Raw genomic sequence first — 13,876 nt, forward strand, 5'->3', positions numbered from 1 at the left:
AGTAGCCCGCGTTGAGGGCTCGCTCGCGGATACCAGCCACTGAACAGCAGGATGAGCAGAGCCAAGTCGATGACCTCGCCGCCGTAGAACATCAGTTGCGCGCCAATCCGCGCGCTGGCCGGATCCACGCCGGTCGGCGGGTGTCCGTATAGCCACCTACCGAGCATCGAGTGAGCGGCGATGAACAGCACCAGCACCACCGCCGGCGGCGTAGGTGGCCCGTTCGTGGACGAACTCCACGCTCGCGCCCTTGGCGGTGATCTCACCCACGATCTGCTTGAGGTCGACCAAGGAGCGAGCGAGTCGGTCCATCGAAGCAACAACAAGCTCGTCACCGTCTCGCAGGTACCCGATGCACTCAGCGAGCTTCTCTCGGCCAGTACGCGATCGCCCCGACTCCTTTTCTACATAAATCCGGTCGCACTCCCCCACCGCTTGGAGCTGGCGAGCTTCGTTCTGGTCGGCGGCGGACACTCGCACGTACGCCACCCGCTGTCCGCGTGGCCGTGACGATCGGCGGGCCGGCTTCTGTTTCCCCTCGACGATGTTCTCCGAGTCCGTCGTCTCCACGCGCAAGCCCCAGTCCAACTCGTCTCGGCGACGGAACCGTGTCTGGACCTTCCCGCGGCTGACGATGAGGACCTCTTCGCCACCGTCACCCGACCGCCCCCGCAGCGTCCCAATCCGCTCCGCTATCAAAAGGCCCCTCCGCCGAGTCTGTGTATCAATAGACTCTAGATTGTACGGGACCGCGTGTCATAATTAGGCATACCTGTGGACTTGATCGCTTTGTGGCGGTCTTCTGTGGTTACTTCTTGGCGGCGACGTACGACGTACCAATCGGGCGTTCTGGCCGAAAGGGTTAGAGCGAGTCGGCGGCTCACGGGTGGGCGGCCGGGTTTGCGTCTGTTTTGTCAGAGTCCGAATGCTCCGCCGCTGATCAGAATGAAGGCGCCTAGGCCGATCAGGACAATCGGGAACAGGATGTGTTCCCAGCGCTCCAGGACTTCGGCGATCGGTCGGCGGGTGGCGACGAACCTTGCCAGGCCCACCAGTCCCGCCACCAGCACCAGGAACACGATGCAGTAGGCGACCACGGCTCCCGGGCCCACGTTGAGAAAGACGGGGACGTAAACGCCGATGTTGTCTCCACCGTTGGCGAAGGTTACGCCGGCCACGGTCCACACGGCGACGTTCTTGCCCTCGACCTTTGCATCGTCGTCATCATCGTCCCCGCGCCAGGCCTGCCACGCGGCCCACAGTCCCAAGCCCAGTGGGATCAGCCCGAAGTAAGGGATGGCCTGCGGGGGCAGGAAGACTCCCGCGCCCAGGGAGACGAGCACAGCCACGCCGAGGATGCCGGCGAACCCGAGATACTGGCCGGCCAGAATGCGTGCGGTGGTTCCGCGTTGGCCTGCTCCGCGGGCGAAAAACAGCGACAGGACGATGATGTCGTCGATATTGGTGGCAATGAACAGGCCGATCGCCTGCAGGGCCGAGGACAGGATCACGCCTGCACCTCCGTGGCGTGACAACCCGGCACTGAGCAGTCGGGCTCCAAGCAGGAGGCGTTTTCGTTGACCGCGAGGGTGATCTCGACCAAGGAAGATAGCGACCGGGCCAAGTGCGGGTCTGCGATCTCATACCGGGTCTGGCGACCTTCGGGCACTGCGACAACGATCCCGCAGTCGCGCAGGCATGCCAGATGGTTCGACACGTTCGACCGTGTCAGCTCCAGATCCCGGGCCAGCTCCGCCGGGTAGGCCGGCTGCTCCAGCAAGGTCAGCAGTATTCGGGACCGTGTCGGGTCGGCCATCGCCCGCCCTAACCGGTTCATCACATCGACACGAGAAGCAATAGTCAGCACTTGCTGAACTATACAGCGTCTGCTGAACTGTTGTGACAACGCCCTAAAAACCTAAAGGTTGTCAAGACACTTAATCTCGTCCAGGACTACGGCCAGTTTTGAACAGGTTTCCTGGCGCTACAGGCACCCACCGGAGTCTCACTAAGTCGTCTTGACGTAATTTGTTTCAGAGCCGGCTTCGGTAGGGATTTGTGGGGCAGAATCGGGCTATGAGGCATCTGGGGTACACCCGCGTCAGCACTGCGAGTCAGGACGCGCAGTGCTCACGCGGGTGTACCCCAAGAGCCTCATGACATGATTATGACTCACAAACCCCTACCGAGCACCACCCTGCGACAGTTCACGGTGAGACGACTTCGCGAGAGGCAGAAGGTGCCCATCGGCCCATGAAGCGGTCTCGGCGTCCGGTCCCCGCCTGGTGTCTCATAAGACTGTAGGTTTTTAAGGCACATTCACGGCGCCAGGCGGGCCGCCGCGGGAGCCCTCGTCCACCCCGCTGGGGCCGCGGGTTTCAGGCGCAGCATGACGTCGGCATCTGGTTTCGGAAGAGGCCGGCCACGATGCGCAGGCTTTCGCTCATGGTCAGGTACGGCGCCCAGGTGTCGGCCAGATCGTCGACGGTCATGCCGCTTTTGATGGCGTAGGTGGCCGCCAGCATGATCTCCCCGGCCCCGTCCGCCAGAGCGTGCACGCCCAGAACCTTGCCGCTCACGGCGTCGGCGACGAGCTTCACCGCCCCGCGGGTGTCGTGCTGGACGAGCGCCCGGGGGACATCGGACAGGTCCAGGACGCGGCAGTCGCACGCGTGCCCTCGGGTGAGGGCCTCGTCCTCGGTCAACCCCGCCGAGGCCAGCTGGGGCCGGGTGAACACGACCGCAGGAAAGCCGGCGTAGTCGACCCGAGCTGCCGGCGGGTACCTGTCCTCGGTCAGGGCGTTGAGCGCGGCGGCCCGACCGCCGGCGGCGGCGGCGTAGACGTACTGGGGAGCCCCCGAGACGTCACCGGCGGCCCAGACGCGCGGGTTGGAGGTGCGCTGGGTCTGGTCGACCACGACGAAGCCGCGCTCGTCCACGTCCACACCGGCAGCGGCCAGGTTCAGGCCGTCGGTGCGGGGCAGGCGTCCGGTGGCCACCAGGACCTGCGCGCCGCGCACCTGTTCGCCCGAGTCCGTGGTCACCACCACCTCTCCTGCGGGGCCTGGTTCGCGGGCCACAGTGGTCGCGCGCTCTTCGACCACGGTGATGCCGTCGTCGGTGAAGACTTCCCGAAGTCTCTGGGCCAGCTCCGGCTCGGCGTGCGGCGCCAGACGCCCGACCACAGAGACCCGGGTGCCGAGGTGAGCGAACAGCTGGGCCTGCTCCATCCCGACGTACCCGCCACCGATAACGACCAGGGACTCAGGCAGCTCGGTCAGCTGCATCGCGGTGGTGGACGTCAGCCGGTCCACAGAGTCGAGACCGACCACCTCCGGGATGGCGGGGGTGGCACCGGTGGCGACCAGATAGGCCCGGGCCCGCAGCGCCTGGCCGTCGACGGCCAGGGTGTCCCCGTCCAGGAAGCTGGCCTGACCTGGGCGGACCTGGAAGCCGTAGGCAGCGGCCACATCGGCGTACTTCGCATCACGCAGGCGCTCGATGAGTGCGTCCTTCTGGGCCACCAGATCGCCGAGGTTCACCGGTGCGGCTGACGTTGGGGCACCTTTGAAGGGATTGGTGAGCGCGGCGTGCCGGGCCCCGGCGGCCGCCAGGAGCGTCTTGGACGGCACGCAGCCGATGTTCACGCACGTCCCGCCCAGAACACCGCGCTCAACCAGCACGACGCTCTTACCGGCCTGGCTGGCCGCGATGGCGGCGGACATCGCCGCGCCTCCTGAGCCGATCACGGCCAGATCGACGTCGTAGTCCACACCCATTTGCCCACCTTCCTTCGCGTGACCCCTCTTCAGCGTCCATAGTGGACGTTCCAGCGCAGGGGAAGGTCAAGGCGAACATGGACGAGAGCCGAGAAAGGGGCCACTGTGCGCATCGGTGAGTTGGCCGTGGCCAGCGGCACCACAACCAAGACGCTGCGCTTCTACGAAGAAGCCGGCCTACTACCTGCGCCTGAGCGCACCGCCAACGGATACCGCGACTACACCCCTGCGGCCCTGGCGCGCCTGGACTTCGTTCGCCGCGGCCGCACCGCTGGGCTCACCCTGGCCCAGATTCGCGAGATCCTCGACATCCGCGACGCCGGAGTCGCACCCTGCCAGCACGTGCACGCCCTGCTCGAAGCCCACCTGGGCGACCTGGACCGCCAAATCGCCGACCTGCAAGCACTGCGACACACCGTCGCGCACCTTCACCACAGTGCCACCACCAGCGACCCCACCAAATGCGACACCACGACCGTCTGCCGCTATCTGTGACCAGACCGGTGCTCGCGTGTATCGCCATGAGCAGATGCCGCCACAGAGCGTCGACAGAACCCCGCCATATAACGGCGAAAGCCACAGGCATACCCACCCTGCGACACAGCGTCAATGCCCAATCCTCGACCGTATCGTAAGGGTGTACCCCACAGGGGACGTGACTACGCCTCGATGCTGGCGAGCGCAGCTGAAGCCTCTCCGATCCTCACGGGTCTCGCAGCTGGCGTTCCTGGCGAGCCACGCGGCCCTTCGCCGATACCGTTGCGTCGGTTCGGGCTTCCTGGCGGCCGGAGGACACTGTCTGTTGCCCGCTGCCTTCGGCCTATCCGTTCAGCCCCGCCGCTTCGACTCTCGCTCCGGGCTCGACGCGTACAACCACGATTCCGCTTCGCCCGGCCGCACCAGCGCCGGTCCCACGAGGATCACCGCTGCCTGGCGCAGGCCAGCCGCCTCCACCTCTGCCGCGATGTCAGCGAGAGTGCCGCGCAGCTCCACGCGGTGCGAGCGGCTCGCGTTGGCCACCACCGCCACCGGGCAGTCGGCACCGTGCGTGGGCACCAGACGCTCGGCCAGCTCACGGATCCGGGTGATCGCCAGGTGCAGCACCAGCGTGGCGCCGGTGGCGGCGAAGTTCTCCAGTGACTCCGTCGACGGCATCGCCGTCGACCGAGCCTGAACGCGGGTGAGCACCACCGACTGCACCACCTCGGGAACCGTGAGCTCCACCCCCAGCTCGGCGGCGGCCGCCGCATAGGCCGGAACACCAGGAACGACGTCCCACGGCACGCCAGCCGAGTCGAGCCGGCGAGTTTGCTCGGCGAGAGCCGAGTACAGCGACGGGTCACCCGAACACAGCCGAACCACCTCGAGCCCATCGGCGTGAGCGGCGACGATCTCGCCGATGATCCCGTCGAGGTCCAGATGCTGGGTGTCCACCAGCCGGGCCTCGGGTCGGCAGTGGTCGAGCACACCGTCGTCGAGGTACGTCCCCGCGTACAGGCAGACGTCGGCCTCGCGCAGGGACGCAGCCGCGCGCAGCGTCAGCAGATCAGCGGCGCCGGGGCCGGCTCCTACGAAGTGAACGGTCACGAGCTCTCCCCTGTTTCCGAAGTATCAGCCGCAGCGACGAATGGCTTCACGGCCGCCCACTGCACCACCGCACGGGCGGGGGCCCAGCCGGCGAACCGGCCGATCGAGTCCGCGTGCTCGACCTGGATCCTGGTCAGCTCCCCGCCGAACTCGGCGCGGGCGTCGACCACCACGCGCTCGGTCTCCAGAGTCACCGCATGCGCGACCAGCCGTCCGCCGGGACGAAGTGCGTCCCAGCACTGTCTCAGCAGGCCAGGAGCAGTGCCGCCTCCACCGATGAACACCGCGTCCGGCCGCGGCAGACCGTCCAGAGCCTGGGGCGCCCGTCCGTGGACGACCTCCAACGACGGCACCCCCAGCCGCACGGCGTTGCGCGCGACACGCGCCGCCCGCTCGGGATCGGCCTCCACCGCGATCGCCCGACATGACGGGTGGGCGCGCATCCACTCGATGCCCACCGACCCGGCGCCGGCGCCCACGTCCCACAGCAAATCACCGGCCATCGGTGCGAGCCGCGACAGGGCGGAAGCCCGCAGGTCGCGGCGGGTGAGCTGGCCGTCGTTCTCGAAGGCGTCGTCGGGCAGGCCCGGCACCAGTCCGAGCGGGTGGGCGGACGCGTCGGCCACGCACTCAACCGCCAGGACGTGCAGGGCGGGGGCCTCGTGATCGACAGCCCAGTCGCGCGCCGCGCGGGAAAACCGGGCCTCGGTCGGACTCCCCAGATCGGCGAGCACGGTCATCTCGCTCCCCCCGTATCCGGCGCCCCGGAGCGTCGCGGCGACCTCTCCCGGCGTGTTCCGATCCGCCGAGAGCACCAGCACCCGCCGCCCCGGCGCCAGCTCACGGGGCAGCGCGCGGTGGTCGCGCAGCACCGCCACGGACTCGGCCGGCCACCGCATCCTGGCGCGGGCCAGCGCGACCGAGGACACCGCCGGGAGCACCTCCACCGCGTCCGCGCCGAGCAGCTCGATCAGGGTGGTGCCGATCCCGGCGACCAGCGGATCGCCCGAGGCCAGGGCCACGATCGACCGCCCGACCCACCGCTGGAGCAGCTCCGGCAACCCGTCCCGCAGCGGCCGCGGCCACGGCACGCGTTCGGCCGTCACCTCGCCCGGAATCATCGCCAGATGACGCTCGCCGCCGAGCACCACATCGGCGCCCATGATGGCGCGACGGCGGGCCTCGTCGAGCCCCGCCCACCCGTCGCCGCCGATGCCGACGACCACCACCCGTGCATTCATGACGCGGAACCCTACCGCGACACCTGAGGCGCCCCGGGACAGGCCGTTGGGCTAGCCTCGGCACCACACAACCGAACAGACCCCACAGCACGAGGTGCCCCACGACCGCGAGAGCGGGCGGAGGGGAGAATCAGGGAAGCCGGTGAGAATCCGGCACAGGGCCCGCTACGGTAACCCGGCCTCTCAGGCGATCGCGCCCCGCGCGCACATCCGAGATGAGCCGGGAAGTCCGGAGACCGGCCTCGCGCTGACCAGCCTGGCAGACGAGAGCGGGAGCCCCCATGCCACTGCACTACCCCTTCAGCGCTGTCGTCGGTTCCGACGACATGGCGCTGGCCCTGACCCTGACCGCGGTGTCCCCGGCGGTCGGCGGCGTGCTGATCCGCGGCGAGAAGGGCACGGCCAAGTCCACGATGGTCCGCGCCCTCACCGGGATCCTGCCGGAGGTCGAGGTCGTCACCGGCGACCGCTTCTCCTCCGCACCTGACGACCGCGGCTCCGAGACCCCGGACGGGCGTATCCCCCACGACGCGCCCACCGAGCGGCGGCCCGTCCGCCTGGTCGAGCTACCAATCGGGGTGTCCGAGGACCGCATCACCGGATCACTACACCTGGAGAGTGCGCTTGCCGACGGGGTGACCGTGTTCCAACCGGGCCTACTCGCCCGCGCACACCGCGGACTGCTCTACGTGGACGAGGTCAACCTGCTCCACGACCACGTGGTGGACCTGCTGCTCGACGCCGCCGCGATGGGCCGGGTGACCGTGGAGCGCGACGGCATCTCGGTGGAGCACGCCGCGCGCTTCGTGCTGATCGGCACCATGAACCCCGAGGAGGGTGAGCTCCGGCCCCAGCTCCTGGACCGCTTCGGCCTCACCGTGGAGGTGGCCGCGCCCCGGGACCCGGAGCTGCGCGCCGAGGTGGTGCGCCGCCGGATCGCGTTCGAGGCCGACCCGGCGGGATTCGTCGCCGCCCACGCCGCCGACGAGGCCGCAGTGCGCGAGCGGATCGCCGCCGCGCGGCGCGTACTCGACCGGGTGAGACTGACCCCCTGGGCGCTGTCCACCATCGCCCGGGTGTGTGCGGGCTTCGACGTGGACGGCATGCGCGCCGACATCGTTACCGCCCGCACCGCCGCCGCCCACGCCGCATGGCAGGGCCGGACCCGGATCACCCGCGAGGACATCCGCGTCGCCGCGCGCATGGCACTGCCCCACCGCCGCCGTCGTGCCCCGTTCGATGCGCCGGGGCTCGACGAGGACCTGTTGGAACGGCTCCTGGGCGACGACGACGAGCCCGATCCCGACCCCCGGGACGAGACCGCGCCAGCCGACGACGCCGAACAGTCGGAGTCCGCAGACGAGTCCGCGTCGGCAGACACGACGGATGCCGAGTCGACCCCGGCGCGGGCCTCGGCCGAGGACGCCGGGCACGAGCACGCACCCGAGCAGACCGAGCAGACCGAGGACAGCCCCGACGCTGCCGACGCCTCCGGCACCGCGGGCACCGACCAGGCGGACGGCCACTCGGACGACGACGCCGACAGCCGAGCCGACGAGCTGCCCGGCGGACACGCCGCGGAGGACACCCCCGGCGACGGCTCGCGGTCCGACGCACCCGGGCCCATCCCGCCCGAGCCGGGCACAGTCACCGCGGCCGCGGCGCCGTACCGCACCCGCCTGCTCGCCGTCGCCGGTACCGGCCAGGGCGCGGCCGGCCGCCGGTCGAGGGCCATTACCAGCACTGGCCGCCGCATCGGCGCGGGCGCGTTCACCGGGGCCGACCTGCACCTGCCCGCCACGATCCGCTCCGCCGCGCCGCAGCAGTCCGCCCGGGGTCGCGAGGCCGGCCGCAACGGCGGTCGACTCCGGCTGGCCGCCGAGGACCTGCGCTCGGCGGTGCGCGAGGGCCGCGAGTCCAACCTCGTGCTGTTCTGCGTGGACGCCTCCGGCTCCATGGCCGCCCGCACCCGGATGGAGCAGGTCAAGACCGCGATCCTCTCCCTACTGCTGGACGCCTACCGCCGCCGCGACAAGGTGGGACTGGTGACCTTCCGCGGGTCCGCGGCCCACGTGACCCTGCCGCCCACCTCGTCGGTCGACATCGCGGCCACCCGCCTCGCGGAACTCCCAGCGGGCGGCCGGACCCCACTGGCCGAGGGACTGCTCACCGCCGCCGAGGTCCTGCGCATCGAAGGCGTCCGCGATCCGCGGCGGCGGGCCCTCCTCGTCGTCGTCACCGACGGCCGCGCCACCCACGGCCCGGACGCCCTCGCCAGGTCCCGCACCGCGGCGACCGGGCTGGCCTCCCTCGGCGTGGCCTCGGTGGTGGTGGACTGCGAGACCGGCCGCTTCCGGATGGGCCTGGCCTCCGAGCTCGCCGGGCACCTGGGCGCCGACCACGTGCCGTTGGGCGAGGTCACCGCCGAGGGACTCACCGATACCGTCCGCGCCCGCACCGCGCACCCAGGTTCCGCCGACCGCGGCCCGGCCCCGGACGACCGCATGCGACCCGGCCATCCGCGCACCGAAGGTGAGGTGGCCTGATGCCCAAGGGACAGCCGGAGATCGTGCCCGACGACGGGCTCAGCACCCGCCAACGCCGCAACCGGCCGCTGGTCATGGTCCACACCGGGCCCGGCAAGGGAAAGTCCACCGCCGCGTTCGGCCTGGCGATGCGCGCCTGGAACCAGGGCTGGGACATCGGGGTGTTCCAGTTCGTCAAGTCCGCCAAGTGGCGCATCGGCGAGCAGACCGTCATGGAACGCCTCGCCCGCCTGCACGACGAGACCGGCGAGGGCGGGCCCGTCGAGTGGCACAAGATGGGCTCGGGGTGGTCGTGGTCGCGCAAGGACGGCACCGAGGACGACCACGCCGCCGACGCCGCCGAAGGATGGGCCGAGATCAAGCGGCGCCTCGCCGACGAGCGGCACGACCTCTACCTGCTCGACGAGTTCACCTATCCCATGAAATGGGGCTGGGTGGATGTCGACGACGTGGTCGCCACCCTCGCGAACCGCCCCGGCCGGCAACACGTGGTGATCACCGGCCGCGACGCCGACCCCCGGCTGCTCGAGGTCGCCGACCTGGTCACCGAGATGGGCAAGGTCAAGCACCCGATGGACGCCGGGCAGAAGGGGCAGCGGGGCATCGAATGGTGACCGAGCTGCCGCGCATCGTGGTGGCCGCACCGGCGTCGGGGCACGGCAAGACCACCGTCGCGACCGGCCTCATGGCGGCGCTACGCCGCACCGGGCTGGAGGTCTCGGGGCACAAGGTGGGCCCCGACTACATCGACCCCGGGTACCACGCTCTGGCCACCGGGCGGGCGGGCCGCAATCTGGACCCGCACCTGGTGGGCGAGGAGCGGATCGTGCCGCTGCTGCTGCACGGCGCCGGCGCGGGAGGGGGCGCGGGCGGGACCGGGATCGGCGCCGGGCGGCCCGCCGACGTCGCGGTGATCGAGGGCGTCATGGGCCTGTACGACGGGCACATCGGCGGCGACGGGTTCGCCTCCACCGCCCACGTCGCCGCGCTCACCGGGACCCCCGTCGTGCTGGTGGTGGACATCTCCCACGCCTCGCGCAGCATCGCCGCGGTGGTGCTGGGGATGGCCTCCTTCGACCCGGCTGTGCGGATCGCCGGGGTGGTGCTCAACAAGGCTGGCTCGGTCCGCCACTCCGACGAGGTCCGACGCGCGCTGGCGCCCCTCGGCATCCCGGTGCTGGGTGTCCTCCAGCGCGACGACGACGTCACCGCCCCCTCCCGCCATCTCGGCCTGGTCCCCGCCGCCGAACGCCCGGAGGCCGCGCGCTCGCTCGACCACCTGGCCGGGAAGGTGGCCGCGTCGATCGACCTGGAGGCCGTCATGCGGATCGCGCGTGAGGCGCCGCCGCTGGCGGGCGAGGCGTGGTCGGCGGGAGCAGCGTTGGGCGGCATCGGCACTGGTGGTGTCGGCGCGGGCCGAGGCACGGCGGTGGATGACCGGGCCCACGAGGTCGACGACGACGAGGTCCGCCCGCTCATCGCCGTGGCCGGTGGCCGGGCCTTCACCTTCCGCTACGCCGAGACGGTCGAGTTGCTCGAGGCGGCCGGTTGCTCGGTCGCGCCGTTCGACCCGCTGGCCGACGAGACACTTCCCGAGACCACTGCGGGGATCTACCTCGGGGGCGGGTTCCCCGAGGTGCACGCCGCGGACCTCGCCGCCAACGCGCCGATGCTGGGGGCGCTGCGCGCGGCGACGATGGCCGGGACGCCAACGGTCGCCGAGTGCGCGGGCCTGCTCTACCTCTGTCGCACCCTCGACGGGACGCCGATGGTCGGTGCGGTCGACGCCGACGCGGCCATGGCCCCGCGGCTCACGCTGGCCTACCGCCGGTCGACCGCCGTCGCCGACAGTGTCCTGGCGACCGCCGGCACCGAGGTCACCGGCCACGAGTTCCACCGCACGGCCGTGAACCCGCCCGCCGGCGCGGCGGGCTCGCGCGCGGACGAATCGGGAGCAGCTCCCGCATGGACCAGCAGCGCCGGACCGGAGGGCTTCGTCAGCGGGTCGGTCCACGCGTCCTACCTACACACGCACTGGGCGGGGCATCCGGCGATGGCGGCCCGGTTCGCGGCGCACGCGCGGCGCTTCGCCACCGCGCGTCGGCCCGCCCGACTCGGCTAGCCGGGCCCCTTGCGGTCGCGGGCGCGTTCTGGCCGAATAGGCGTAGACCCGGCATCCGGTTCGCTGACCGCCCGGGGCGGGACGACCACCGAGGAGATCGAGATCGACGGCGACACGGCCACCGTCACGGTGGTCAACACGCTCACCGCACGCGCCGACGTGAAGGACTTCATGGGGATGTCACTGGACGAGGGGCAGACCATGACGTTGACTCTGCGCGGCCGCTACACGGTGGACGACGACCGGATCCGCGAGATCCACATCAAGTTGCTCTAACCGCGATCCTCGGGGCGCCGGCCAGGTCAGTCAGCGACGCTGGCCCACTCCGCGGCGGCAGCGGCACTGCCCACCACCGGAACGCCCGGCGCGGACCCGGGCCGCCGCACCACCACGACCGGTACGCCGAGCTCGTCGGCCACGGCCATCTTCGACCACGTGTGACCGCCGCCCGAGTCCTTGGTGACCAGCACGTCCACGCCGTGGTCGGCGAAGAGCTCGCGCTCACCCTCCACCGAGTAGGGGCCGCGGTTCAGCAGCAGTCGCCACGACGCGGGCAGCTCCACCTCCGGCGGGTCCACCACCCTGACGAGCGCGTGGTGCTCGGCGAGCGGGCCGACGAACCTGTCCAGCGACTGCCGGCCGATCGTGAGGAACGGCCGCCGGCCCACGCGGGACGCGGTAGCGGCGGCCTCGTCGTGGTCGTCCACCCAGTGCCAGCCGTCCGCACCGGGGGCGGCGACCCACCCCGGTCGCTCGAGGCGCAGCAGCGGGACCTCTGCGGCCGCGCAGGCGGCTGCGGCATTGGCCGAGATGCCGGCGGCGAAGGGGTGGGTGGCGTCCACGACCGCGGTGACGCCGGCCTCCGTGAGGTGCCGCCGGAGCCCGTCGATGCCGCCGAACCCGCCGACGCGCACCTCCCCCACCGGCAACCGGGGCCGCGCGACCCGGCCCGCCAGAGACGAGGAGAACCGCAGGCCGCCCTCCTGCAGCAGGACGGCGAGGTCGCGGGCCTCGGCGGTGCCGCCGAGGATCAGCACGCTCATCGGTCCGCCCCCGGCGGCAGCAGCGGCAGCTCCGGAGCACCCGAGCGGGCCAACTCGAGAAGCGCGTCCAGGTCGAGGTGCTCCTCGGCGAGATCGGCCAGCAGGTCGAGGCGGGCCTCGCGGGCCCGCGCGAAGCTCACCGATGACGCCGGGCGCGCACGACCCACGCCGCCACAGCCGCCGACGACCTCGGCCAGCAGCGCCGACCGGAAGCCGTCCGATTCGAGGGTTCCGTGCCACATGGTGCCGAACACGCGGCCCCGCCGGGCTCCGCCGGGGAACTCCTCGTCGTCGTCGACCCGCTCGGCCCCGCCGCCGACGCTCACCCTGCCGTGGTGGATCTCATACCCGCCCACGTCCTGACCCAGCGCACGTCCGGTGGGCAGTCGCAGGACCTTCTCGGCGCCGAAGCGAGTGGTGGCGGGAAGCAGTCCGAGGCCGGTCACCCGCGCGCCGGGCTCGCCCTCGATGCCGTCCGGGTCGGAGATCTCCCCGCCGAGCATCTGGAAGCCGCCACAAATCCCCAGCACCGCGCCGCCGCGCTCGACGTGGGAGGTGAGCGCCCGGTCGAGGCCCCGGGCGCAGAGCCAGGCGAGGTCGTCGAGGGTGGCGCGGGTCCCGGGGACGACGACGAGGTCCGCCCCCGCGAGGTCGCGGGGCTCCGTGACGTACTCCAGATCGACGTCCGCCTCCAGGCCGAGGGCGTCGACGTCGGTGAAGTTGCTGATCCGCGGCAGACGGATCACGGCCACCCGCAGGGTGGCGGCGGCGTCGGCGGCGCGGGGACCCACCGCGAGGGCGTCCTCCGAGTCCAGCCAGAGGTCGGGATTCCAGGGCAGCACCCCGTGGACCGGCCGGCCGGTGAGGTCCTCGATCTGCCGCAGCCCGGGGGCCAGCAGCGTCGGGTCGCCGCGGAACTTGTTGATGACGAACCCGGCGACCAGCCGCTGATCGGCGGGCTCGAGCAGCGCGACCGTGCCGTAGAGGGCGGCGAAAACGCCTCCGCGGTCGATGTCCCCCACCACGACGACGGGCATGTCCGCGTGACGGGCCAGCCCCATGTTGACGTAGTCGCTCGAGCGCAGGTTGATCTCGGTGGGGCTGCCGGCTCCCTCGCAGATGACGAGCTCGTGGCGGGAGGCGAGGTCGGAGTAGGCGGCGAACGCGGCGTCGGCCAGGTGGGCCCGTCCGTCGACGAAGTCGCGGGAGGACACCGACCCGGCCGGCTGTCCCATCACCACCACGTGGCTACGCCGGTCGCCACCGGGCTTGAGGAGCACAGGGTTCATCGCCGGCTCCGGGGCCACGCCCGCGGCCAGGGCCTGGATCCACTGCGCGCGCCCGATCTCGGCGGTGCCGTCCGGGCCTGTGCCGTGCGGACCTGTGCGGCGAGGGGCGGCGACCACCATCGAGTTGTTGGACATGTTCTGGGCCTTGAACGGGGCCACGTCGATGCCGCGTCGGGCGAACGCCCGACACAGCGCGGTGGCCACGACGCTCTTCCCAGAATCCGAGGTCGTACCGGCGATGAGCAGGGAGGCGACCATGGAGATCGATC

Annotated in this window: 13 protein-coding genes, 1 pseudogene and 1 riboswitch; of the genes and pseudogenes, 5 read left to right on the forward strand and 9 right to left on the reverse strand. The window is 71.3% G+C overall.

What is annotated here, in order from left to right; all coding sequences use genetic code 11:
- The 5 genes and pseudogenes from L8M95_RS14125 to merA all read right to left on the reverse strand — a co-directional run.
- A pseudogene (locus L8M95_RS14125) lies at positions 1–191 on the reverse strand (cytochrome c oxidase assembly protein); the annotation flags it as partial.
- On the reverse strand, positions 157–570 hold the full coding sequence (locus L8M95_RS14130; protein WP_394344343.1) for a recombinase family protein: 414 nt from the start codon (positions 568–570) through the stop codon (positions 157–159). The pseudogene L8M95_RS14125 and the gene L8M95_RS14130, both read right to left, overlap by 35 nt.
- 344 nt (positions 571–914) lie before the next feature.
- Positions 915–1,511 (reverse strand): cadmium resistance transporter, encoded by a 597-nt coding sequence (locus L8M95_RS14135; protein WP_017838449.1) that lies wholly within the window; start codon positions 1,509–1,511, stop codon positions 915–917.
- On the reverse strand, positions 1,508–1,867 hold the full coding sequence (locus L8M95_RS14140) for a helix-turn-helix transcriptional regulator (RefSeq protein ID WP_031265333.1): 360 nt from the start codon (positions 1,865–1,867) through the stop codon (positions 1,508–1,510). The genes L8M95_RS14135 and L8M95_RS14140 overlap by 4 nt, the downstream gene beginning before the upstream one ends.
- Before the next feature lie 511 nt (positions 1,868–2,378).
- Positions 2,379–3,779, reverse strand: a complete 1,401-nt coding sequence (gene merA / locus L8M95_RS14145) for a mercury(II) reductase (RefSeq protein ID WP_017838447.1) — start codon at positions 3,777–3,779, stop codon at positions 2,379–2,381.
- Between the two features lie 105 nt (positions 3,780–3,884).
- Between merA and L8M95_RS14150 the strand changes: the two genes are divergently transcribed.
- Positions 3,885–4,274 carry a heavy metal-responsive transcriptional regulator gene (locus L8M95_RS14150; protein WP_007928756.1) on the forward strand — a complete coding sequence of 130 codons (390 nt, stop codon included), beginning with the start codon at positions 3,885–3,887 and terminating at the stop codon, positions 4,272–4,274.
- A 333-nt stretch (positions 4,275–4,607) separates the two neighbouring features.
- On the opposite strand, the gene L8M95_RS14155 is transcribed toward L8M95_RS14150, so the two are convergent.
- Complete coding sequence (locus tag L8M95_RS14155; protein WP_260486739.1) at positions 4,608–5,366, reverse strand: cobalt-precorrin-4/precorrin-4 C(11)-methyltransferase; 759 nt, start codon at positions 5,364–5,366, stop codon at positions 4,608–4,610.
- Positions 5,363–6,607, reverse strand: coding sequence for a precorrin-6y C5,15-methyltransferase (decarboxylating) subunit CbiE (cbiE, locus tag L8M95_RS14160; protein WP_260486740.1), 1,245 nt, complete (start codon positions 6,605–6,607; stop codon positions 5,363–5,365). The genes L8M95_RS14155 and cbiE overlap by 4 nt, the downstream gene beginning before the upstream one ends.
- A gap of 75 nt (positions 6,608–6,682) precedes the next feature.
- A riboswitch (cobalamin riboswitch) is annotated at positions 6,683–6,867 on the forward strand.
- A 21-nt stretch (positions 6,868–6,888) separates the two neighbouring features.
- Between cbiE and L8M95_RS14165 the strand changes: the two genes are divergently transcribed.
- The 4 genes from L8M95_RS14165 to L8M95_RS14180 are packed head-to-tail and all read left to right on the forward strand — an operon-like array spanning position 6,889 to position 11,551.
- Positions 6,889–9,153, forward strand: a complete 2,265-nt coding sequence (locus tag L8M95_RS14165; RefSeq protein WP_260486741.1) for a VWA domain-containing protein — start codon at positions 6,889–6,891, stop codon at positions 9,151–9,153.
- Positions 9,153–9,767, forward strand: coding sequence for a cob(I)yrinic acid a,c-diamide adenosyltransferase (cobO, locus tag L8M95_RS14170; protein WP_260486742.1), 615 nt, complete (start codon positions 9,153–9,155; stop codon positions 9,765–9,767). The genes L8M95_RS14165 and cobO overlap by 1 nt, the downstream gene beginning before the upstream one ends.
- On the forward strand, positions 9,761–11,275 hold the full coding sequence (locus tag L8M95_RS14175; RefSeq protein ID WP_260486743.1) for a cobyrinate a,c-diamide synthase: 1,515 nt from the start codon (positions 9,761–9,763) through the stop codon (positions 11,273–11,275). Before cobO ends, L8M95_RS14175 begins: the two co-directional genes overlap by 7 nt.
- A gap of 9 nt (positions 11,276–11,284) precedes the next feature.
- Positions 11,285–11,551, forward strand: a complete 267-nt coding sequence (locus L8M95_RS14180) for a hypothetical protein (protein ID WP_260486744.1) — start codon at positions 11,285–11,287, stop codon at positions 11,549–11,551.
- Between the two features lie 26 nt (positions 11,552–11,577).
- On the opposite strand, the gene L8M95_RS14185 is transcribed toward L8M95_RS14180, so the two are convergent.
- Together L8M95_RS14185 and L8M95_RS14190 are read right to left on the reverse strand one after the other, a co-directional pair.
- Positions 11,578–12,318, reverse strand: coding sequence for a cobalt-precorrin-6A reductase (locus L8M95_RS14185; RefSeq protein ID WP_260486745.1), 741 nt, complete (start codon positions 12,316–12,318; stop codon positions 11,578–11,580).
- Positions 12,315–13,865, reverse strand: coding sequence for a cobyric acid synthase (locus L8M95_RS14190; protein WP_260486746.1), 1,551 nt, complete (start codon positions 13,863–13,865; stop codon positions 12,315–12,317). The genes L8M95_RS14185 and L8M95_RS14190 overlap by 4 nt, the downstream gene beginning before the upstream one ends.
- Between the last annotated feature and the right edge of the window lie 11 nt (positions 13,866–13,876).

The organism is Dietzia sp. B32, assembly GCF_024732245.1.
In the GTDB taxonomy this organism is placed as follows: Bacteria; Actinomycetota; Actinomycetes; order Mycobacteriales; family Mycobacteriaceae; genus Dietzia.